Origin of the sequence: Paenibacillus foliorum (assembly GCF_013141765.1) — a bacterium.
Classification (GTDB): Bacteria; Bacillota; Bacilli; order Paenibacillales; family NBRC-103111; genus Paenibacillus_S; species Paenibacillus_S foliorum.
Map to the genome: position 1 here is coordinate 200,674 of NZ_WHOD01000102.1, position 23,812 is coordinate 224,485.

The 23,812-nt window shown below is 45.9% G+C and carries 13 protein-coding genes; all 13 read right to left on the reverse strand.

The genetic code is table 11. The annotated features are described in order from the left end of the window. Window positions 1–72: 72 nt before the first annotated feature. A complete protein-coding gene (locus GC093_RS27540) occupies window positions 73–951 on the reverse strand; it encodes a carbohydrate ABC transporter permease (RefSeq protein WP_171655123.1) in 879 nt (292 codons plus the stop codon). 15 nt (window positions 952–966) lie between these two features. Continuing rightward, window positions 967–1,842 carry an ABC transporter permease gene (locus GC093_RS27545; protein ID WP_376768686.1) on the reverse strand — a complete coding sequence of 292 codons (876 nt, stop codon included), beginning with the start codon at window positions 1,840–1,842 and terminating at the stop codon, window positions 967–969. A 370-nt stretch (window positions 1,843–2,212) separates the two neighbouring features. Beyond that, complete coding sequence (locus GC093_RS27550) at window positions 2,213–4,582, reverse strand: helix-turn-helix domain-containing protein (protein ID WP_171655125.1); 2,370 nt, start codon at window positions 4,580–4,582, stop codon at window positions 2,213–2,215. A gap of 57 nt (window positions 4,583–4,639) precedes the next feature. Then, complete coding sequence (locus GC093_RS27555; protein ID WP_171655126.1) at window positions 4,640–6,271, reverse strand: glycoside hydrolase family 43 protein; 1,632 nt, start codon at window positions 6,269–6,271, stop codon at window positions 4,640–4,642. A gap of 100 nt (window positions 6,272–6,371) precedes the next feature. Beyond that, window positions 6,372–7,160, reverse strand: coding sequence for a nucleotidyltransferase domain-containing protein (locus GC093_RS27560; RefSeq protein ID WP_171655127.1), 789 nt, complete (start codon window positions 7,158–7,160; stop codon window positions 6,372–6,374). Between the two features lie 136 nt (window positions 7,161–7,296). Continuing rightward, window positions 7,297–8,850: a type 2 periplasmic-binding domain-containing protein gene (locus GC093_RS27565; RefSeq protein ID WP_171655128.1), complete on the reverse strand. Its 1,554-nt coding sequence runs from the start codon at window positions 8,848–8,850 to the stop codon at window positions 7,297–7,299. A gap of 211 nt (window positions 8,851–9,061) precedes the next feature. Then, window positions 9,062–11,413: a helix-turn-helix domain-containing protein gene (locus GC093_RS27570; protein WP_171655129.1), complete on the reverse strand. Its 2,352-nt coding sequence runs from the start codon at window positions 11,411–11,413 to the stop codon at window positions 9,062–9,064. A 71-nt stretch (window positions 11,414–11,484) separates the two neighbouring features. Further along, window positions 11,485–12,330, reverse strand: a complete 846-nt coding sequence (locus tag GC093_RS27575; protein WP_171655169.1) for a carbohydrate ABC transporter permease — start codon at window positions 12,328–12,330, stop codon at window positions 11,485–11,487. Window positions 12,331–12,367: 37 nt separating this feature from the next. After that, window positions 12,368–13,324: an ABC transporter permease gene (locus GC093_RS27580; protein ID WP_171655130.1), complete on the reverse strand. Its 957-nt coding sequence runs from the start codon at window positions 13,322–13,324 to the stop codon at window positions 12,368–12,370. 22 nt (window positions 13,325–13,346) lie between these two features. Then, window positions 13,347–16,658, reverse strand: a complete 3,312-nt coding sequence (locus tag GC093_RS27585; protein ID WP_171655131.1) for a glycosyl hydrolase — start codon at window positions 16,656–16,658, stop codon at window positions 13,347–13,349. Between the two features lie 595 nt (window positions 16,659–17,253). Further along, window positions 17,254–22,149, reverse strand: coding sequence for a beta strand repeat-containing protein (locus tag GC093_RS27590; protein WP_171655132.1), 4,896 nt, complete (start codon window positions 22,147–22,149; stop codon window positions 17,254–17,256). Between the two features lie 34 nt (window positions 22,150–22,183). Beyond that, window positions 22,184–22,711 carry a phage tail protein gene (locus GC093_RS27595; RefSeq protein WP_171655133.1) on the reverse strand — a complete coding sequence of 176 codons (528 nt, stop codon included), beginning with the start codon at window positions 22,709–22,711 and terminating at the stop codon, window positions 22,184–22,186. Between the two features lie 13 nt (window positions 22,712–22,724). Further along, window positions 22,725–23,750: a phage tail protein gene (locus tag GC093_RS36705; RefSeq protein ID WP_171655134.1), complete on the reverse strand. Its 1,026-nt coding sequence runs from the start codon at window positions 23,748–23,750 to the stop codon at window positions 22,725–22,727. Between the last annotated feature and the right edge of the window lie 62 nt (window positions 23,751–23,812).

A 23,812-nucleotide genomic window follows, 5' to 3' on the forward strand; every position in this document is an offset into this window, starting at 1 on the left:
TTTTTCATCTCGTTTATTCAATCAAGGGTTGAGCCCCGGATCTTCAAGGAATTCGTTACTCTCACGTATCTGTTAGCCTTTAATCGATCCCATCATCGACCCTTGAACAAAATATTTCTGGATGAAAGGATAGATGATCAGAATCGGCAGCGTAGCTACGACCAGAGTCGAATACTTGATCGATTCGCTTATCAGATTTTTGTCATCAAACACATCTACCATAACTTGATCCGTCTGGTTCTGAATAACAATCGACCGCAGCAATATTTGGACCGGGAACAAATTCTCGTCATTCAAATAAATCATCGCAGGGAAAAAGCTGTTCCATTGATTAACGGCATAAAATAATCCAATAGTTACCAGGGAGGGAACCGATAGCGGCAAAATAATTTTGATTAAGGTTTGAACCATGGAACAGCCGTCTATTTTGGCCGCATCCTCCACTTCCACCGGAATTTGCTCGAAAAAGGTCCTTTGGATAAATACATAAAAGGAAGTAATGGCAGCCGGAATGACAATAGCCCATATGGAATCTCTCATACCAAGGGCATTTACTACGAGAAAGGTAGGGATCAGACCGCCACTGAACAGCATGGGAAGCAGCACGATGCCTGTCAGCAGCTTGCGTCCAGGCAGCTCTCTTCTTGATAACGGGTACGCGGCGCATATCGTTAATGCCAAGCTGATGGCTGTGCCTACTGCCGTATAAGTTACGGTATTCAAATAGGATCTTCCGAGCATCGGGAATTCAAGCACCCTTCTATAGGCTTCCAGCTGAAAGCCCATCGGTATGATCCCGACCCTCCCTTGCTGGATAAAGAGCTGATCGCTCAATGAAGCAGACACGACATACAGAAACGGGTACAACGTCATGACCATGACTAAACCCAATACAGCCGTGTTTATTATCGCGAACGCCAATCCTCCTAGCGTCATGCGCTGGAAAGCCATCTGACTTCCTCCCTTCTACCATAAGCTCGTTTCCGAGTATTTTCTCGCTAGTTTGTTGGCTATTATGATCAGGACTAGCCCCATTACCGATTGGAACAGCCCCACAGCAGAAGCGAAGCTGTAGTTAGCATCCAATATTCCTCTGCGGTACACATAGGTGCCTATTACATCTGCAGTCAGGTAGGTATTCGGATTGTACAAGAGCACGATTAATTCATAGCCGACCTCCAGCATATCGCCGATTTTCAGCAGCAGCAGGATAATAATAGTGGGTGCTATACCCGGTAGTGTAATATGCCAGGTCTGTTTCCAACGGTTTGCTCCATCAACTCTGGCCGCTTCGTACAGCTCCGTATTAATGCCTGTTAAAGTAGCAAAATACAAAATCGCCGACCATCCCAATGTTTTCCATAAATCAAGAGCCGTGTAAATTCCCCAGAAATAATTCGGGTCAAGCAAGAAATTGGTTCGCTCCATACCAAACTTCACTAAAATGTTGTTGATTAACCCAACACTCGGCGAAAGAAAGGTTACGGCCATACTAGCCACAATTACTGTAGATACGAAATGGGGCAAATAGCTGATCGTCTGAACCGTACGCTTGATAACTGTATGGCGGACTTCATTTAATAGGAGCGCAAAAATAATAGGCGCCGGAAACACAAAAACGAGATTCAACAAATTAATCATCAATGTGTTCCGAAGCAGCCTGCCGAAGTAAACCGAATTGAAGAAATCGATAAAGTGCTTGAACCCGGCCCATTCACTCACAAGAATTCCCTTGTAAATATTGTAATCCGTCAAAGAAATAACGACGGCCATAATCACAGGAACATATCTGAAAATAAGATAATACAGCAGTGGAAGTAAAAACATAAGATAGTACGGCATTGCTTTCTTCAAAGAATTCTGTCTGCTTGTTGATTTCTTAACCCCCGTGACGGTCGATAGTTTCGCAGTAGCTACATTATTCTTAGACAATGGCTCTGACTCTCCTTTCATGTTTTGTTGGTGTCGATCGATAACCTGCCCTCTAAATGTATCCGTTTACATTAACTTCGTATATCGAGCATTCTTTTGAAACATCAGCTTTTTTCCAGTTTTGCAAGCTCGAAATCTTTCGATGGATCGGCTTTTCTTGTGATAGGGCCGATTTGAAAAAAATAATGGACGCCTTTCGGCGTCCCTGGTGTGCAACTTTCGTTTGTGCGTGGTGAGGGTATGAGTGTGGTGACTTGACCAAGCGGAGGTTCAATAAAAGCTAGCTGTCTTCTTTCATTCGCATTTGCCTGAATTGTCCCGGTGTGATCCCTTCATGCCGCTTGAACACGCGAATAAATGTATTGGAATTGGTGAATCCCACCTTATCGGAAATTTCAACCACCGTTTCATTGGTTTTCCGCAGCATGATTTTCGCCTGCTCTACCCGCCTTGTATTAATATAATCGACGAAATTCATGCCCGTGGTTTCTTTAAAGATACTGCTCAGGTAAGAAGGAGACAATCCAATATTTTCACCCAAAATAGTCAGTGACAAATCCAGATGATAATTATTTTCCACATACTCTTGAATTTGATTAAACAAGCTCGTGTTCTGACCTTGCTTCTTCTGTTGAATCCATTCACTGATGCTGCCGAATATCCGCTCAATGAACTCCTTCTTATCCTGCAGCCTTGCATATAAATTTACTTCTTTATATAAATCGAAGGAGTCCCCGAATATTTCCCCTGTAGTGGACTGTACTTCATAAATGGTCCGAATAGCGGTACCAGCAAGAGCTTGGAACAGGTTAGCAATAATCTCGGGCGATAAACCCCCTTCCTTCAAATTTTCTCCCCATAATGCTAATAAGTGCTGATGCAAAGCTGTCTTATTTCCGGTTTTTACACAATTGATGATATGCTTCTCTGTTTCAATGGAATAAATAAAGGAGCGCTCCGGCATTTTGCCAACTTCGTCTACAAAGATAACACTGCCTTCTCCCTTGACAATCTTATACTGCAACGCCGACAATGCTTCAACATAGGATAAGGGCACTTCCTCTACCGACCTGTGAATGTTACCTATACCCACTGTGAATGTCCGGCCATGCTCCTGCTCAAAATAAGTAGTAACCCTGCGAATAAAATCATGAATGATTTCGGGCTTCGGGCTGCTGTGGTCCAGGTTCAATAAGGAAATAATTTTATCATTTCGCTTGCGTATCGATTTCACAGCCATATGGGCTTCGTCCGACCCGTCCGCTCCGGCAGCCATTCCGTCTATTATTTCTAAAATATTATGGTAATAAGGACTGATCCGATCCTCCAGAGAAAAATCGACCGTTTCAAATACAATAATTTGAAATGAATCATAGTTAAACTCCATTTGGAGCTCATTTGTAAGCCCTTCCAGGTTAGCCGATGATACTCTGCCCTCAATCAGATCATAGAGAAACTTTTGCCTAAGTGACGGAAGATTTTTTTCAAAAGAATCCCTCAAGCTCTGGTTCTCATAATAAACATAGTTAATAATCCGGTCGATAAAATCGAGCTCATCCTCTTTCAAATGATCTTGTCCTTCAGCTTGCTTACGGGCAAATAAGCTTATATAGCTTACGATTTTATTAATGGGACGATAAATCCGGTTAGTTAAAAAATAAGACATAATCAACCCGCCTGCGAGACAAATCATAGCGGCCACGAGCGTGAATTCCCGGATCTTGCTTGCCTTTTCAGTAATAAAAGCCGTAGGTACGATACTTATATACTTCCAGTCGTTTACATTCGAGGAGGTAAATACAATCTGGTACGACCTGCCGTCTATCGTTGTATTCAGGTATCCTTCTTGCTGGTCTATCTTCCTTACTTCTCCCGTAATGGCCTCCTTAACAGAGTTAATAAGCTCATCCTGCTCACTGCGAATTCTGCTATTAAACAGCACCTCCCCATTGGCATCCACCGTATAAATGAAGGCCGGATACGGATCGCTGACCCTTTGGACCATTCCCGAGAAGTCATCGGTATTGATTGTAAGGTATAAGGCACCCGTCGGTTTTATTTCACTTAACGGAACCGTCCGCACGAATGTAATGTTGGATGAGCTTACACCATATGAAGACGTTTTAAACCTGCCTATAGAGATAAATCCGTGATGGCTTGAACGGTTGTTTTGCCAATTGATTTTCTGATCGGTCTGGTAAATATTTTGATAATAGTATTCGTTATTGTATTTGGATTCATAGTTCACAACGGTAGGGTACCTGTAAAATTGGATCCATATATCGGAAATAAGAATGTTCGACAGCTTCACGCTTTTCAAATACTTGATAATATCCAGAAACAGCAGCTGATCGCGGTCCCATGTTGCTTCCGACAGGTAAAGGGCTCTTCGGACCTGGGAATGCAGAGAAATCTGAAAAGACAGGTCGTCCAGAGATCTTAATGTTTTATCAATGTTATCTCGCGCCTGCTCAATATATTTATTATTCGATTTCACGACTTCTTCAACGAGCAGGGAAAAGGATTGCGTATACGAAACATAACCGAAAGTAAGAACGGCGACCAGAATGAATAAGTTAAAAAGAAACAACATCTTCACAAAAATACTTTTTTGTTTGTAGACCTTTAAGCTTTGCGGAATTAATTTCATACCGCATCCCCCCCTTACTTGCTGTTCCCGGACTGTACAGTCTTGATTGCACCCGACTTAATCGGTCTGCCCCCGGTATGTAAATTGCTTGAATAACGCTTTGCCTTGTGGCTGGTACATGACCCCAAGAGCAAACAGACCAACCCGCGGCGCCGTATAGCACTTGTATCTCGCAAAATTTTCCGGATACAGGAAATCCGCCGGCACTGTGAGGTCAATCGGCTCATACTTGACACCATCTGTCGAGTAGGTAAACGTAAACCTCCTGTTGATAGCATCCAAGCGTGTCTTCAGCCAGATGTCCGTCCCAATCGCAACCTCGAGCTTTTGCTGGTACAGCTGATTGCGGAAGCACTTCTCCGAGCGATCTATTTGCAAATATAGTCCGTCATACTCCTGCTTCTCATGCAGCCTGCTGACATCGAGCTTTTGTCCTGCCGTTTGCCCTATTCCGTTACGGATGCTGACCAGCAGCATGCCATCCATGTCTCGGTACAGCAGGAGACCGGCTTCTTCGCCTAACGTTTGCGGTTCGAAGGAGAGGCGCACCTCCGCTTCGAAGGCGAAATGCTCCCATCGGCGTGTCAACAGAAGCGTCTCACCTGGAACGTACAGCGAGTATGGCGCGCAGTCCAATTCTAGCCCTTCCCCAGTGAGCCTGAAGCTGTCCTGCAGCGGATGCCGCACCCATTCCCAGACCGGGGAGAGCCGCGGCTCGGTGAACCGGTCCGTTTCATCTAAGGCGTTGACGGCATCAACGGCGTATGTGTGCTGGTCAGGCAACCGCTCCATTCCTGCGGGAAGCTCGATCCACTCCGCCGGCTCACCACTGTCGCCGACCTCCAGCCAGCCGTCATCTGTCCAGCGGACCGGCTCGAGGAAGGTTTCACGTCCCAGCGGCGTACTGCCGTTCGGCGTCAGTGGGCGGCCGCCCAAGTGGAGCATCCACCAGTTTCCATGCGGATCATCCACCAGCTTGCCGTGCCCGGCTTTCTGCAGCGGTTTGTTCGGATCCCGCTGGGTTAAAACCGGATTTAACGGGCACGGTTCATAAGGCCCCCACACCGAACGGCTGCGGGCTATCGTTTCTTTATGTCCGAAGGCTGTGCCGCCCTCCGCCAACAGCAAGTAATACCAGCCGCTGCGCTTCAAAATATGAGGTGCCTCAGGCGTGCTTCCCCCAGTGCCAGGCCACACCTGCTTCGGCTCGCCTACCAGTCGGGAACCGTCACCGGCAAGTTCTTGTACCCAGCCTCCGCCAAAGGCGAGGTAGCGCCTGCCGTCGTCATCGTTGAAGATCGATGGATCAATGAAATGATGATTAAGCACAATGCCATCACTGTATGGACCTTCCGGACAGTCTGCGACATATAACACATTCGTACAACGAGGCTGACCGTGGAAATACGGCACAACCACCCAAAACTTCCCATCATAATAAGAAATATCGGGAGCAAATACGCCATGCGAGTCGGGTACACCGGTTAGGTCAAGCTGACTGCGGCGGGTAATGACGTGACCGATCGGCTTCCAGTGCACCAAATCTCGTGAATGGTGTATCATCACACCAGGGAAATACTGAAACGTCGAGGTGACGACGTAGTAATCAGAGCCAACCCGAACCACAGAAGGGTCAGGATGATCTCCCGGAAGCACCGGATTAGGGAAACGATTTATAGGGTTAGACATTCTTATCACCTTTCATCTCTTTATGAACACGCGTACATTATAGGAATGATGTAAGTATTCGACCTTAATTCAGTAAATCCTTCCATACTGTTGTACAACATCACCTGTCCTGCAGCGGCGGTTCCGTCTCCATCCAATTCCACTCATTATTCGTGACAAATATACTAACAGCCTGATGGCGGCTAACTCCCCAATCCTGAAATTCACTTATAAGCTCGACAAATGCTGTGATGCGCTCCAAGGTCGGCTGCTGCACAAGCTCATTAGCTAACGCAACGAAATGTTCAGGTTTCACTGGAGCGTCCTCCACCACTCGCATGAATGATTTATGGCAAGGAAACAGCACCCTGTTATAGGCAAGAATCATCCTTCCTGCGAACAAAACAAGATTACTGGCCGAGTGGCTCAACAAATACGGGTTATTTTGTTCAATCGCTTTTTTCGCAAAATAGTTGCCGTACAACGATACCTGCGCATAAAAGTCAGTTAGATTCTTCTCACGATTAGCCTCGGGATACACAGGAATTTGTTGCAGAAGCGCATCCAGCCCCTCTATTCTGGAAAAGGCTGCATAAGACCCGAGAAATGAAGCTCTCGTCGGTTCACTGCCGCGGCTCACTGCTTGTTCCAAGAAGCTGTAGTTGATAACTTTGCCGTCAATATAGCCTCCTGAGTAGTCGCATACCTCTTTATTGAAATAAAAAAGATCATTGCGTGAATTTCTGCTTGCAAACTCCTCGTCCGTCACGACCAAATAAACATCAATATCCGAATCTTCTCTTTCGATGCCTTTGGCGATGGAGCCTGCGATAATAAGCGCGAGAATACTTGAATCCTTCTGCAAAATCTCCACTAATCTGACAATCGATTGGCTGTGATGCTCTTTCATTAACATCAGCTCCTTTATAGGGTTGTCAAACAATCAAAACAGCATCTTTCAACAGAAATGCGCTGAAAGATGCTGCTCTATGCTGTACACATGTACCTGTTCTATTATGAACATGCTCCAAAGTGAAGCTTATTTCTTACTTACCCGACCGCTTTTTATAAGCATCAGTCATCTCTTGGCTCATTTTGACTACATTCGGGTCGTTTTTCATTTTGTTAACATAGTCATCCCATGCTGAAATCGGTGCCGCGCCAAGCAATATTTTGGTTTTTAAGTTGGTCAGGTTTTTCATAAACTCCGGCAAAAATTGCTGCATCGTCGGCGAATACAGACCCGTGCTGATATCAGCTACACTATTTTTTGTCCGATCATCCTGAACTTTTTTGAATAGCTCGTTGGCTTCCTTGGTGAAGAAAAGCTTGGTCGAGCTTGCATAAGGATCGGCAACATATACGATTTGGTTGAAATCCGGACCGTTGTGTTCGCCAAGCTTAGCTGAATCCACAACCTTCACGCCGTCTTTAACTGTATGATCAATGCCTTCCATGCCATAAGTTTGGATATCAAACACTTCATCATTCATCCAGGTATCAACCAGCTTCAGAATTCGCTTCATTTTGGCTTCAGGTACGCTTTTTGGAATAGCCAGAGAACCCGCGAAGCCCGGTCCCTTCGGATTATAATTATTCACAGAAGTAAGCGGATAGAAGTCGGTTTCCTTGAATGAAGGAGTTACTTTCTTCACATCGGCATAGTAATCATGCAGCGTCCCTGCCTTGTTAACTATCATGCCTGCTTTACCGGCCTTGAACAACTCCTTAAGCTGAGTCAGCTTCATCGAAGCAAAATCCTCAGGAATCAGCTTCTCTGATACTAGCTTGGTCATATATTCAAGCGCTTGTCTTTCTTCCGGCAAAAATGCAGTGAAAACCATCTTGCCATCTACGAACTTCCAGTTTCCATTAGTGCCTGTAAAAGAGTTCTCAATCTGAGTGAGCGCTCCCATTGGAGCAATAGTGTCATTCGGGTCAACGTTAGCTGCAAAAGGGATGGTATCCTTCTTGCCATTTTTGTCAGGATCGTTTTCTGCAAACGCCTTCAATACCTGATACAATTCATCCGTATTGGTCGGCGGCTTCATGCCTACTGCATCCAGCCAATCCTTCCGTAGAATAAAGAAGGAATCTGCCTCTGAAGGCCGTGGGCGTGGGATTGAGTAATTTTTTCCATCCTCCATTTTAGTCAAATCCCAGGCTGTCTTGGAGATTTTGTTAGATAGATTCGGATAATCCTTAATATAATTGGAAATATCCCAGAATGCACCCTGCTGTACCATCGAACGGAATACGGAGGAGAAAGGGTCATTAATGTAGATTAAATCGGCAATATCCCCTGAAGCAAGAGTTACATTCAATTTATCCTGATAGCTGTTAGCGGACACCCATTGAATATTCATCTTGGAATTAGTAGCCTTTTCTATGGCCCGTTTAATCGGATTATCATCAGCGGCAGGGGTAGTGGCGAATAATACGGTCATGACACTGAGATTTAGCGGCCCCTCCGCTTTACCATCCTGCGCTCCCGCTCCAGAACTTGGCGCTTTCTCAGCAGCACCGCCGCACGCCGATAACAAACCGCCTAACATAAGGACCGACGCCAAGCTGAGTGCGACCTTCTTTTTCTTTATCATTCTGTGACTCCTCCTTTTATTTGTTTGAAATTCAATGTCATTCTCATCTGCAACTTAACCGTAAGCCAATTCGCATCTTCAGACAATCGCACTTTCTTGCAAGCCCCCTATTGGAGCGATTGGACTTTGTTGCACGACCAGTAGTAATTGAAGTAGCGCTGCTATAAGCGTAAAAAAAGCCAATTAACCGCCATTTACCGCGGGTTTCCGCTCAATGCTCTCTGATCATTTCTCTATAATGGCTTGGCGTTACACCTTCGTATTTTTTGAAAATCCGGTTAAAGTAGCTTTGTTGATAGCCAACCTTTTCCGCAACCTCCGTAATCTTAAGCTCGCTTTCCCGAAGCAACTGTTTAGCCGTAGCAAGACGGATATTAGTCAAATAGTCAATAAAGTTAATTCCAGAGATTTGCTTAAATGCCCGGCTTAACGTATAAGGGCTCGTCCCGAAATGTTCGGCGCATGAATCTAAGGACAAATCGGTCATGTACCGTTCATTCAAATAGAGAATAACCTGCTCAACCATTTGCTTCAAATGAAAGTCCTGCTTGCTGATCAGCTCTTGAACGAAGGTTCCTACAACTTTATGCTTAAACCATTTGAGCATTTCATCCGGTCCGTTCTGCATACTTAAATGGTCGAACAAGTTAGCTCCCTCGAAGATATGAACCGGGTTCATCCCTGACTGTACCATCGCGTTCAGCACACTGCCGAGAAGTTGAAGCATCCCTTGTCTAGCGATCATTTCGGTGGAGCCATCTTGCGATATTTCCGCTAAAAATTGCTCGATTAATGCGGCAGCTTCATCTTCAGAGCCCATCCGTATGGAATGAATGATCTCCTTCTCCAATGTAAACGGATAGCTGAATTTCCGCTGTGAATCGGATTTATTAAGCTTATTCAGATCAATAATTTGACTGACATCGAGCAGCTCCCGATAGCCTAGCGCTTGGCGCGCCTCTTCGAACATATAAGGAATTTGTTTAATTTGCATCGTTTGTTTGCTAATGGAAACCGTGATCTGCACCTTCAGCGTTCGATGAATAGCTTGTATGAGCTCCTGACAATAGTCATGCAGCTCCGAGCGCAGCCGTTTCGGTAATTCATCTGACGGCAGCAGCAGCAATATACCTATCGTCAAATCGTGAAAGTTCACAATCTCGCATTCCAGCCCCCGATTTTGCGAAAGCTCTCCGACTATATTAGCCACTGCAAAGGTAACGAGCTCCTCATCTCCCGAGTTAAAGCGGCCTTCCAATTCGGTAAGCCCCCTGATTTGGAGCATGATAGCAACGAAGGATTTGTCATCTGTATGTCTTCCAAAATGAAGCAGCCGTTCTCGGATATCGTGTTCGGAATAGGAAAATAAATAGCCTTGAACAAGCTGAAGCATGTACCCCTCCCTCACTAGAGGCATCTGCTGGTTAAGGATATTACGGAGCGACTGGCTTTCACTGGCAAGCGTTAACCAATGGTTTTCGATTAAATCAAACTCATCTTTATTTCTAGGACGGGATGAGCTTTCTTTATCCCCGGCAAGCAAATCAAGCAACCGCTTGATGGGCGTGTATAAACGATACGTACCTAGCCAGGAGAACAAGAATGCTAATATAAGCCCGCCCAAGCTAATGATTATGATGAATTTGGATATAAACCTTACCGGAGACGTTATCGCACTTAGAGGAGCTGCTGACAAATAAGTCCACGTGTTGCCAAGGCGCGTGAATGATCCTGAAGAGACCGAATAGGTTATTTTATTATGGGTAAAGAGAAACGAGTTTTCTTTTCCCTCCCGCTTCTGATACTCCATTCTCAATGCTTCATCCAGCTCGGATGGCCTGCCGTTTCCTGTCACAACCCAATTACCTGCCATCATAATCGTGGCCCCTTCGTCGTAAGGGGTAAGTGTTCTCAGCAGCTTGCTCAATTTACTCTCATCAAGAGAAGCGATCAATACTCCGAACGGCTCCAAGCTCCCTCCAGGGAACTTGGTTACAAGCATCAGCTTGGATTTACTGCTGTTTTCTTCTCCAGCGATTGAAATCCCATTCGTCCAAAAGATTGTTTTTCTCTGTTTCAGGTAAGAATTATAGGTTTCAATATCCTCATTTTTTTCTAATAAGACATACTTCTCCTTGTTCATCATGAGGGGTCTTGGCTTGTTCAAGAAAAACTCCGCCTTTTCAATAAGCGGATGAGACCCCTCTATCACGATCATCGTCCGGTATAACTCCTGCACCTGCTCAAATTTATATACAAAGTCAATATCCTTCAGCTTCTGGTCAAACTTTGGGTCAAAGGACCAATGGGAAAAAGTCAGCTCCAAGAAAGCAAGCTGATCATCGACATTCTCAGCACGCTGCTTAATTTGGTTTTGGTGCAGCCTTTGCAGCTCACTTTCGATATTTCCTGTAGTGAGCCAATAAATGCCTACCCCTGTTATTAATCCAGGAATACATGCGATCAGTACAATCATCATCAAGATTTTTTGATAAAAGCTGCGCTTGTAGCCTTGATCCTTTTTCCCTGCTTTCAGCCCATTCAAATTCGGATTTTGAGACATACGGCACCTTCCTAAAGACATTGTTGTACCTGTTATCTTCAACGGTGGTGCGGCGATCTCCTTTAACGGGATTAACCTTTAACCGATCCGACCATGCCCCCCTTGGCAAAATGCTTCTGAAGAAATGGGTAAACGAGCAAAATCGGTACGGTTGCCACAATAACAGCCGCCATTTGCAGCGTTGTCGAAGGCGGAGCCTGAACAGCGGTGCTGGAAACCATTAAATCACTATTGTTGGCGCTCAGCAGCATATTTTGCAGCAGCACTTGAATCGGCCATTTGGACGCGTCGTTCAAATAGAGCAGCGCTGTGAAATACTGATTCCAATAGCCCACGGCGTAGAACAGCCCAAATGCCGCAATAGAAGGCAATGACAACGGCAGTATGATACGGAACCAAGTGGAGAGATCGCTACTCCCATCAATCGCAGCCGATTCCTCCAGCTCCACTGGAATGCTGTCAAAAAAGCTTTTCATCAGAATCACGTTCCAACCGCTTGCCAAAGCCGGAATAATCAGAGACCATATGTTATTGATTAAGCCTAGCTGCCGAACAACCATATAATTCGGAATAATTCCAGGACTGAATAGAATGGTTAACGTGATCAGAAACATAAACAATCGACGGCCTCTCAACCGTTTTCGGGACAAAGCATAGGCTAATCCAGCCGTGACTACGAGACTGCAAGCAGTACCAACTGTAGCTAGAAAACCGCTGTTGCCTAGAGATCGCATGAATGCTTTGGAAGAAAGCATGTACTCGTAGGAAGCAAGCGACCAATCGCTTGGGAATAGCACGAACGGCTTCTGTAAAAACTCCGATGGCTCTGTAAACGATACGACAATTACATAATATAGCGGGAAAAAGGCCACGGCTGCGATAATGGCCAGCAGGATTAGATTCGTGACATTGATCATACGGTCCCCGATGTGTTCTTTCACTCCATTACCCCCCTTAGAATACGCCTTCTTCGCCGAATTTTTTGGCTACCTTGTTAGACAATACAACCAACGCTAAGCCGACAACCGATTTAAACAACCCTACGGCCGTACTATAGCTGAACTGTGCTTGCTGAATGCCGACCCGGTACACATAGGTATCGAATACTTCAGCAACCTGGGAGACTGCTCCGTTATACATCAGAAATATTTGTTCAAACCCTACATCCATAATATGACCCAATCGTAAAATCAAGAGGATGACAATAACGCTTCGAATCGCCGGCACGGTGATGTGCCACATTTGGCGGAACCTTCCAGCCCCATCCATTCGGGCAGCTTCATACAACTGCGGATCGATGCCGGCCATTGCTGCCAAGAACACGATTGTGCCCCAACCCGCTTCCTTCCAAGCAGACTGCAATGTCACCATGATCCAAAACAGCTTAGGACTGGTCAGGAATCCGATTCGTTCCATCCCCACCGTCTCCAAAACCTTGTTGACTACGCCTTCCCCTTTTGCAAATAACAGAAACGTCAAACCCGCAATAATAACCCATGATAAAAAATGCGGAAGATAAATAATGGACTGAATAAGCCGTTTATAAATGGCATTCCTTACCTCATTAAGCATCAACGAGAGAGCAATGGGCATCGGGAAAAAGAAGACGAGATTAAGCAGGCTGATTCCCATTGTGTTTCGAAACAGCAATATGAAGTCAGGATTGGAAAAAAACCTTTGAAAGTGCAGCAGGCCAACCCACTTACTGTTCCATATTCCTACGATGGGCGAATAGTTTTGAAAAGCAATAACCACTTCTGCCATCGGCACATATTTGAAAATTAGGAAGAATAGCAGCCCGGGCAGAGCAAGGAAATACAAGTATTTATCCCGTTTGATATCCTTCCATAATCTCGATTGTGTTGACTTTCTAACACTCTGTGCTGCCTTTTCTGTGTATGCTTGATTCATAGAGTCAACTCCTTATCCTATTTCATCGCGGAGGCGTAGCTGTGGTCAAACTTGCCACCGATTCCAGCGAATGCGTCTTATAGTTGAAATATTTACCTTCCAGCAAGCCGATTAACGTCCCTGTTACGTGGATCTCAATCACATTATCTACATCACCGGTGTTCAAGATCGATGAAGGGCAGGTCCATGTGTAGGGAGACCATGGCCGTACGCCAAGGCTCTGTCCATTAACAACCAGCTCGATGGTATCATGTTGTTCCCAATCGCCAATACTTAGCTCCATATCAGCTCCAGAAGGTACATTAGCTAATTCCAGCTTTCTTTTATAAGCAAGCGTGCCTGCATAATATGGATATCCTGGGCAATAGGCTTCCGGCAATACATTGATTTCTGTCGGAGCGGCGAGTATAACGGGCCTTCCTTCTTGATCAAAGCGAACACCGAACGGGCCGCTTATATAGAGAGCGTCGACAATTCCATCCCAGTCGTTCTGCACCTGAAGGTTCACAACAATCTCATTGGCCCCCTCCTGCACGTAAGGCAGAATATCACAAGCTATATTCTGATGATCATATATTTCATGATGTTGAAACTGTGGTCTAGTCAATGTATGACCATTAATTAATAGGCTCCAATCGCCGGAAATCGCCGATTCATCCATATAAAATTGACAAGACTGCGGCATTTGCTCCACTCGGAATGCTGCTCTGTACGAGCATGCGATTGGATAAGCCATACTCAGCTTGAGTGGTGTACCGAACATGGATCCGAATGCAACCGGAAATTCTCGTTCCTTCGCCAAATCGTCGCATTGATCGATAAATGTTTTGGCTTGCACCTCGTAGCTAGGCAATGGATGGCTGCCACTCTCAACACCCATGGTTAGACGAAAAGTATCGAATCGAATCGCGTTGTCTGAATAAGCACTTACCTCCCAAGGTCCTTCCTGCGGAATCAGCAGCTTAGTTAGTTCATCAGGTTGCAGTAATTGGCCATCTAATGCCGTAGGCTGCCTATTATCTGCTCTAGTCCATTCTACTAAACGAGATTCATAGGACTCGAATGTGAGTGAAAGCTTCCACTCCCCATCAAGAAGCTTAGCGGCAATAGGATGCGATTGGCCTGTTTCCAAATCCAGCAGACGGAATTCAAAGCCCTCCGTTTCCAACCCTGTTCCTGCTTCGATCCAACCCAGCTGATCCATGTTAATGAGCAATTCCGTTGCTTGGAAGCTTCCCTCTTGATTCGTGATAAATGCGGCACCGCTGTGCTTGGACAACTCGCGGATCTGCATTAAAAATGGTTGATCATTGCCTTGCGTAGTCAGGCGAACGGCTGCTGGAGAAACTTGTTCCAGCAATGCCAGAAGTGCTTGCATCGTCTGAGTGAAAGGCTGATTGCCTACGCACGGTATGAAGTAGGCGTTATGCTCCCCTTTCCTCCACGCTTCCGATTGAGTTGCTGTTTCGATCCCATTCCAATATTCTGCTTGCGGTGATTCGGAGACCCCGAACAACGTGGCGGCTTCCTGCTCGGTTGGACTCCCATCTTCAATCTGATCATGTGGAAGAAGTCCAAGCGCAATGACGACTCCGCCGTTATCAGCAAAAGTCTGGATCCTTTTCCAAGCTGCTGCCTCCAGATTCGTGACAGGTGGAATTATTAATACTTCATATTCGGCATGACCCAAACTTATTGTTCCGTCAGACACATCCGCATCTGCTAGCAGCTCTGGATCTAGATGATCGAAGTCTCTACGGTTCTGGAGCAATTGGACGCTCAACGCGCGCCAGTCCTGCCGCAGCCGCTCCAGCCGCTCCTTATCCACGCCCTCTGCTCCAACGTTAAAGCTTTGGAATGGGTTACCCATATGCGCCCAGAGCGTTGTAGTCGGATCAAGAACAGCGATTCTTATATCGGCTTTTCCTTGGCTCATAAACCAACTGATTCGACCCGTATAATCCCCTAGCTGGCGAAAGTGCTCCCAATAGGGATTTTGCAAAAATTGTGAAGGCGGCGCATCATGCTGTGCCAGACCATCCACTGTATAGAAAAATGCATGAAAATTATAAAAGTTAGTTCCCAAAGCAGCCATGTTATCAATCATCCATTTGGCATCCTGAAGCGTCATTGACCAGCCTACACTGTGAAAGCACTCAATTAAGTTACGTTCACGTCCAAGCTGCCGCGCCAGAGAGCTAACCATTTTGGGACCATTCCGAAATTTGCCTGCATATTTATTTAGAATCCATTCCAATGAACGACCAAGCTTCTCATGCGCGGAATCGCCTCCAGGCATATGGCTGTGCAGCTGTGTGGTCATCCTTACAGATGGAACCTCGGTCACATACTGGAGCCCGTGCTGTTCACACCAATCAAAAACCTGTTTATGGTAAGATTCTCTTAAGAGCAGATGGATGGATTGATAATAATCATAACGAAATTTGGCTGCATTCGGACTATCGGGATAGACGAGAGCATTCAGATTCTCCTCCATATCACGACCAGTTCGTTCCTTGTAATATTCAGGCAGCTGTTTCGACCATGGCGTTTCACCAAGCAATGCGATTTCATCGGTAAACATTCCTTTAATCGTCTCGCCAAAATACTCTCCTACATAATAGGCATACTTGTCATGGGTCATTCGGATGAATGTTTCCATAGCTTCACGGTTACAAGGATCAACAAAGGTGCCATAGTATTTAAAATCCTCAATCTCCTCTTCAAGGAAAATGATGATCTCCCAGTCGCCCGGAGGCACATCCCATATCATTTTGTAAATGGTTCGATATGTGAAAAAGCGCTTCTGATTATATGCTGTAAGGCCGGATTTCTGAAAAATCGGGTCCGCCTGATAATTGCCGATCGTATGGCGCACATCAATCGCTTGGTCCCATAGCTTCACACCCGATGCTGAGACCGGTACCGCCTTGGCACTTAATATCCGTGCCCAAGGAAGCTCTAACGTCAGCTTCGTCCCCCCTGACACCCGTTCCGTTCTATGAACAAGCGAGTAGTGCTTGGCTTCTGGATGCTCCAGTACGACTTCCCCTCCAGCAATACCGCTAGGATATGGATACTCGTCATACAGCCAAACCTCCAGCTCATGCTGCTTAGCGATTTCGACTGCCGTACGAACCTTCTCAAACCAAGCTTCCGATAAATAAGGTATTTTTAAGCCTTGGCGTGGACAGATAAAAAATCCTCCCACTCCTTTATGTGCCATCTCTTCAATTTGCCTTTTCATTTGTTCATCTTCCATCTCACCATTCCAAAACCAGAAAGGTTGAAGTCGGAATGCTGCTGAAGGATCTTCAAATTGTTTCCAATTCATAGTGCTGCCTCCTCGATATAACTACTGTTGATGACCTCACCTTAACCAATATCGCCCCAAGCGGCAATCGTACTTTTTTGATAGCGGGAAAAAGGCTTGTGGACTTTTTTGCACGGATAACACATCGTTGCAGAATGTGGAAATAGCGAAACAATGCTGATAGTATTGCAAGGGTACAGAAAAAATACATCTGCGCTGCCAGCCAATAGGCACACAAAAAAACCACAATACGAGATCGTACTGTGGTTAGTTAATCATTGCCAACACTCGATTATCCTAAGCGCCCCCTAAGTATTCCCATTTGGCACAATGCTCCCAAGCTTCAATATACGAACACTTATCTATCTATCCAGCTTGCTTGCCTACTGGCTTAATGCTGTTACATTTTTTTAATTTTCTGAACATTCTAATTATTTGGTTTCGATCACCAAACACTGCTATAAACTATACAGTTAAAAAGAATAACTGTACAAAGAGGCCCTGCAGGGACTATCCCATAAAACAGATGATCAGGTTTGATCTGAGTCTGTTTATTTTGGAATACAGTATCCTTGCAGGGCCGTAGAAGAAACCATTGATTGTAGTTAACCGATGACTAGTGTCTCATTGGGTCAATTTGCAGCAGCAGTAGCATTACATCTTTAGAGTCGAATTTTCCATCTCCTGTTAAATCATGTTTACTGTTGTTTATCCATTGCATTATTTCATTAATACCAATACCATCTTGCTGTGAATCCAATGCTGCTAGTTCACGCCGGAGCGCTTCGATTTGCATCGTTGCTCTTAGAACCTTAATTGTATAGGTTTCTGTTTTGGACCTGTCTTGAGCAGTAACTTCAATTGTAATAAGAGTTGCTGAGTCTGAAGACAGCCTTACCGGTATGCCACCGCTCGCGGAAGCACTATAGGTTGCCCCGCTCACAGTTATGCTGCTGTAAGCATCCTTCGGAGTCGCATAAACATATACCTGATATACACTGTCTGCTACACTCGCTTGATAATTTGCTTGAGTTGAGATAAAACTTGGCGATAAAGAAATAAATGACGAATTATTATCGCTTGATGATAGTCTTAAATCACCCAAACTCGAATTATTGCTAAGTCTCGTGATTTTAATGGAATAAGACCTGTGTGTTTTGTCTTGGGCGGTCACCTTTACTTCAATTGTGTTCACGCCTACGTTCAAGTTTAATGATCCGCCTTCTGTTCCGTTAGCATAAGGACTGTACACCGCATTATTGACGCTCACTTCTATGCTTGCGGTTGGATCTGCCGTTGTCATCAGTGTAATGCTGCTTACTGCATTACCCACGACCGCACTGTAACTCGCTGTTCCCTCTGCAAATTTAGGACTTAATTCACCTTCAGATAAGCTCAATCCGCTCAGGTTCGCATTATTGTTTAATCTTGTTACTGCTATTGAGTATGATTTTACCGTGCTGTTGTCTTGCGCAGTTACTTTTACATCGATAGTATTCATGCCTACGTTCAAGCTTAACGATCCGCTCGCTTCACCGCTGGTTACAGGAGTAAATCCGCCGCCGTTCACCTGCACCGCTACTGTTGCTGCGCTATCCTCCGACATTTTAGGTGTCACGGTCAAGCTGCTGACTGCATTGCCAACGCTTGCGCTGTAGCTCACTGTTCCCTCTGCAAACACAGGGCTCAATGTACCTTCAGATAAATTCAAACCGCTCAGATTCGCATCATTGTTAAACGATCTTGTAATGGCTATTGAGTATGATTTCACCGTGTTGTTGTCTTGCGCAGTTACTTTTACATCGATCGTATTCACACCTACGTTCAAGTTTAACGATCCGCCTGCTGCTCCGTTAGCATAAGGACTGTACACCGCGTTATTGACGCTCACTTCTATGCTTGCAGTTGGATCTGCCGTTGTCATCAGTGTAATGCTGCTCACCGCATTACCTACGACCGCACTGTAGCTCGCTGTTCCCTCTGCAAATTTAGGACTTAATTCACCTTCAGATAAGCTCAATCCGCCCAGGTTCGCATTATTGTTTAATCTTGTCACTACTATTGAGTATGATTTCACCGTACCGTCTTGAGCAGTCACTTTTACTTCAATCGTATTCACACCTACGTTTAATCCTAACGATCCGCTCGCTTCGCCGCTGGTTACAAGCGTAAATCCACCGCCGTTCACTTGCACCTCTACTGTTGCTGCACTATCCGACACTTTAGGCGTCACGGTCAAGCTGCTCACTGCATTTCCTACGCTTGCAATGTAGTTCACTGTTCCCTCTGCAAACCAGGGGCTCAATGTACCGTTAGATAAGCCCAATTCGCTTAGATTCGCATTATTGCTTAATCTTGTGACTGCTATTGAATATGACTTCGTCGTACCGTCTTGCGCTATTACTTTTACTTCAATCGTGTTAGACCCCACAACCAAGCTTAATGCTCCGTTAGTATAAGGAGTGTACACCGCGTTATTGATGCTCACTTCTATGCTTGCGGTTGGATCTGCCGTTGTCATCAGTGTAATGCTGCTCACCGAATTACCCACAACTGCGCTGTAACTCGCTGTTCCCACTGCAAATTCAGGGCTTAATGTACCTTCAGATAAGCTCAATCCGCTCAGGTTCGCATTATTGTTTAATCTTGTCACTGCTATTGAGTATGATTTCACCGTACCGTCTTGAGCAGTCACTTTTACTTCAATCGTGTTCACGCCTACGTTCAAGCTTAACGGTCCGCTCGCTTCGCCGCTGGTTACAAGCGTAAATCCACCGCCGTTCACCTGCACCTCTACCTTCGCTGCGCTATCCAACACTCTAGGTGTCAAAGTCAAGCTGCTTACCGCATTTCCCACGCTTGCGCTGTAGCTCACTGTTCCCTCGGTAAAGCCAGGACTCAATGTACCGCTAGACAAGCTCAATTCGCTCAGGTTCGCATTATTGCTTAATCTTGTGATCGTGACGGTATATGACTGCGTCGTCGTACCGTCTTGAGCGGTCACTTTTACCTCAACCGTGTTGACACCTACGCTCAAGATTAACGGTCCGCTCGCTTCGCCGCTGACTACAGGCATAAATCCGCCACTGTTCACCTGTACGGCTATCGTCCCTGTGCTATCTGAAACTATAGGCTTAACGATCAAGCTGCTCACCGCATTGTCGACACTTGAGCTATAGCTCACCGTTCCCGTAGCAAACGCTGGGTTCAGTGTACCCTCAGAAAGCGATAATCCACTTAAACCCGCATTACTGCTTCGCTCCCGAGTTACAGTTAACGTGTAGATCTGCTCCGTGGTTGCATCTGGTGCTGTTACCTTCACCGAAATAATATTCGGACCTACATTAAGGGACAACGAGTTGCTCGAAGCTCCACTAAGAATAGGAACATAGGTAGTACCACCATCCATGCTTATCCCCAAGGTAAAGCTGCTTTCGTAAGCAGTTGGCGTAACTGTTAAGCTGTTTACCTCATTACCGACAATTGCAGAGTAATCAAATGTTCCCCAAGCAATTGGCTGGTTTAATGAGCCAGCTGAAAGAGTCAGTCCTATCAATTCGGAACGGTGATTGATCAACGTCGGATCGCTGGACGTGTTATTCTCACTGCTAACATCGCCTCCGCCAGTTACCGTAGCACCGCTTGTTAGCGAAGCCTCGGCAATCGACGAGACACTCATCGTCAACGTAATGGCTGGATAGCTCTGACCTGGTGCCAATGCGTCACTGCGTGTACACGTTAGCGTCATGAGATCACACGTCCATCCTGTACCACTTATCGCCGTGGCCTTTAACCCTTCCGGCAACGTTCCACTCACGGTAACAGTACCGTTTGTCGGCCCCATTCCACTATTGGCTACCGCAATCGTGTAAGCGGCCCCCGTCTGGCCTTGCCTGAAATCACCTGTATGGCTCATATGCACACTTAGATTCGGGTTCTGACTAATCGTTGTAACATCCGCAGCGCTATTGTTAAAGGTGTTGAGCTCCCCAACGCCCTCGCCAGCGACAACAACCGTATTCGTAACCGAGGCCGCAGCATCTGCCGCAACATTAACCGTCAACTCAATGGCAGGATAAATCTGACCTGCCGCAAACGACCCCGTTCGTGTGCAAGTTAAGCTACTTAGAGTACAACTCCAACCGTTACCTCCCATTGCTGTGGCAGTCAATCCAGCAGGTAGCGTATCCGTTACCGTTACCGTTCCGGAACCACCAACGGCTCCAACATTTTGTACCGTAAGAGAGTAAATCGCGCCTGACTGCCCTTGTGTGAAGCTGCTCGTATGACTCGCAGTCACCTTCAAATCCGGATAATCTGGATTTGAGCCTACTTCACTGGCACTGCTGTTCGACAGATTTATATTGCTTGTAATGGTTGTACTCGTTAATACAGGCGGTGCATAACCATTGATATATAACCCGCCGCCCCTGCCATAGTTTCCGTTTCCGGCTATTGTCACGCTGTTTAGAGCTACAGTACCATTGTAGTAATCAAGTACTAGCCCACCGCCATCACCATCAGCATTATTTCCGCTAATGCCAGTGTTCGTCAACGTCGCGGGTGCATTCAGATAGATACCGGCTCCTCTGCCTTCTGTGTCCGCTCCTCTCGTCACTGACCTTGCTACATTACTGGAAATCGTTGAATCGCTTATGGTAATCTGACGCGGATTTAGCGATTGGGATATAATCGCAAGCCCGCCGCCAAATCCAAAGGATGTATTATTTTCGATCGTAACATGACTGAATTGTAAATTTATATCGCCTTCCGCATAAACCCCGCCGCCTCTAGAACTGTAGGGTGGAGTATTCGAACCAGCACTATTGTTACGAATGATAACGTGATCCATAACTACAGAGCCACCGAGCAGCCCGGAGAGATACAATCCACCGCCATAACCATGATTGGACGCAAAATTTTGTTCAATAATACTGTTCGCAATAGTTATGGTGTTCGTTCCGGTATCACCAGCAATACCTCCCCCACCATAGCCGTTAAGGTCAGGTGCTTTACCGTTACGTATAGTCAACGATTTGAATGAAACCTGAAATCCTCCGTTTGCCAAGCTAGGGTTAACCTCAAATACCCGGTTCGATGCAGTATTCGGAGTAGCTGCTGCTTGAATAATCGTCTGAGCAGGGTTTCCGTTTACATCCCCGCTTGCACCTACGATCGAAACATCGCCCTTTATCTCTAACTGGCCTAAAGTAAGTGTATACACGCCAACTGGAACCTGAATCAGATCCGAGCCGGGCAATGCATTGCTTTCCTCTATAGCCGCCCGCAATGAGCATAAGCCCCCGCTATCCGAACATCCTCCGATTCCAGGACTGATATCTGAAGTATCGTTAGTAGTATTAACGGTAAAAGTAGCCGCCGATGCTTGGAGAGGCACGAATATTGCAAGTAACAAAGTGAGAGCTAATACACCAAAGAATAAACCAAACCATCTAAAAAATATCGGTCTTAGCAGGGCGCTGACATTCGATGGACGAGATACGACTTCCACATGAACACCCTCCTTTCTATTTTTGAGTCTATTTCTAACTTCGAGGCGGATAAACCCCTTGCAGTGCAATAATAAATGTAACTGCAAGATACGGCTGCATATTATTATGGGGAGCATTGTTGCCAGTCGTTTGAATGGCTCCGGCACTCATTGGAGTGAGGGAGTTTCCACTCGCATAAGCTTGTCCGGGTCTGTGGCCCTTCACATCCGTCCATAAAGCCCCGCTAGGACTATCTTTGGAAGTCGTCGATACCCCGTACTGTAACTCATGTTTATGCGCAGGTATTTCACTAGCAATTAATGAAACTGTTTCCTGCCCCCCAGCCTCACCTACTTGATGTTCAGTAAGTCCAGCTCCCTGCCCTTGATGCATTGGAGCCCGCCCCTGTAGATCAGGAAGTGCAAATGTACTCTTTCCATCACCACCGTAATTAGTACCCAGCAAAGAAAATAAAGCTGTGTTTTGAGAAATCGACATGAGCTGTCCATTGCACAAAGCCCAGCCTTTTGGAACAAAGTTTCCTGTAAACATACGAATTTCTCCTACAAAAGGATCTGCCATTGGAAATACCTCCTTAATTTGGGCTCGGGAAAATACCTTGCAAAGCAGTTATAAAATTCAACGTAGTGGAAGGCTGCATGTTAAAATGCGGCTGCGACCCGCCTACCATTGTAACAGCTTGGGAATTGAGAACCGTATCAGCAGTAGTATGATAAGAACTGGCCGCTGTTGTTCCAAAGACATTTTTATCTGGAGTTGAAGTATCAGCTTTATTCGTCGATCCCATAGGCGCATGTGAGTGGGAAGGCATCTCGTTAATCGTTAACGTGTGACTCTCTTCCCCTCCCCTTTCTCCAAGAATATGCCCTCTGCCTACATGTACGGGTGCCCTGCCTCTAAAATCGGGGAGACCAAATGTAGTTTGTCCATTGCCACCGTAGGTCGTTCCCAATAAGGAGAACAGAGCCTGATTTTGGTTAATAGCCATCTGTTGCCCGTCACAAAGTGCCCAGCCCCCCGGAGCGAAATTAAACGCGACCAAGCGAATTTCTGCCATAAAAGACTCACTAGCATTACCACCGCTTTGACTAGGGTAGATCCCATAAAGCGAAATAATGAAGCTAACCGCAAGATAAGGCATCATATTCTCATGTGGCTGGCTGGCACCCGTAGAAGATAAAACCCCGCTGTTCATTCCTCCTTTGGAGCTCACTTGATCGGAAAATTGATGCAGAGTAGATTTCGCCCATACCGCATTGCCAGGCTTGTTCGTGTTGCCCCACTTGGAATATCCATTAGCACCATGGTTATGTGCAGGTATTTGCTGCATGGTAAGCGTCACTTTTTCGCTGCCAGCCTGTTCACCCAGAACACGAGATGTTCCAATGCCAGGCCCCATCCCTTGGTGAATGGGAATCCGCCCACGCAAATCAGGCAGCCCAAATGTACTTTCCCCATCGCCACCATAAGTCGTTCCTATCAAATTAAAAAGGGTATCGTTCTCCGATATAGCTAACAATTGCCCGTTGCAAAACTCCCAGCCAGCTGGTGCAAAATTCCCGGCAAACATACGAATCTCGCCAACATACGGTTGTCCCATAATCATTCCCCTTCCTGCACTAACGGGATGCTATCCCTACTATGAATTACACTGCTTGCATC

Coding starts and splice junctions, on each gene's coding strand:
- GC093_RS27560 (WP_171655127.1), bottom strand. CDS start 7,160: ATGAAAGAGCATCACAGCCAATCGATTGTCAGATTAGTGGAGATTTTG.
- GC093_RS27580 (WP_171655130.1), bottom strand. CDS start 13,324: ATGAATCAAGCATACACAGAAAAGGCAGCACAGAGTGTTAGAAAGTCA.
- GC093_RS27595 (WP_171655133.1), bottom strand. CDS start 22,711: ATGGCAGATCCTTTTGTAGGAGAAATTCGTATGTTTACAGGAAACTTT.
- GC093_RS27565 (WP_171655128.1), bottom strand. CDS start 8,850: ATGATAAAGAAAAAGAAGGTCGCACTCAGCTTGGCGTCGGTCCTTATG.
- GC093_RS27570 (WP_171655129.1), bottom strand. CDS start 11,413: ATGTCTCAAAATCCGAATTTGAATGGGCTGAAAGCAGGGAAAAAGGAT.
- GC093_RS36705 (WP_171655134.1), bottom strand. CDS start 23,750: ATGGGACAACCGTATGTTGGCGAGATTCGTATGTTTGCCGGGAATTTT.
- GC093_RS27555 (WP_171655126.1), bottom strand. CDS start 6,271: ATGTCTAACCCTATAAATCGTTTCCCTAATCCGGTGCTTCCGGGAGAT.
- GC093_RS27585 (WP_171655131.1), bottom strand. CDS start 16,658: ATGAATTGGAAACAATTTGAAGATCCTTCAGCAGCATTCCGACTTCAA.
- GC093_RS27575 (WP_171655169.1), bottom strand. CDS start 12,330: ATGATCAATGTCACGAATCTAATCCTGCTGGCCATTATCGCAGCCGTG.
- GC093_RS27545 (WP_376768686.1), bottom strand. CDS start 1,842: ATGCCGTACTATCTTATGTTTTTACTTCCACTGCTGTATTATCTTATT.
- GC093_RS27540 (WP_171655123.1), bottom strand. CDS start 951: ATGGCTTTCCAGCGCATGACGCTAGGAGGATTGGCGTTCGCGATAATA.
- GC093_RS27550 (WP_171655125.1), bottom strand. CDS start 4,582: ATGAAATTAATTCCGCAAAGCTTAAAGGTCTACAAACAAAAAAGTATT.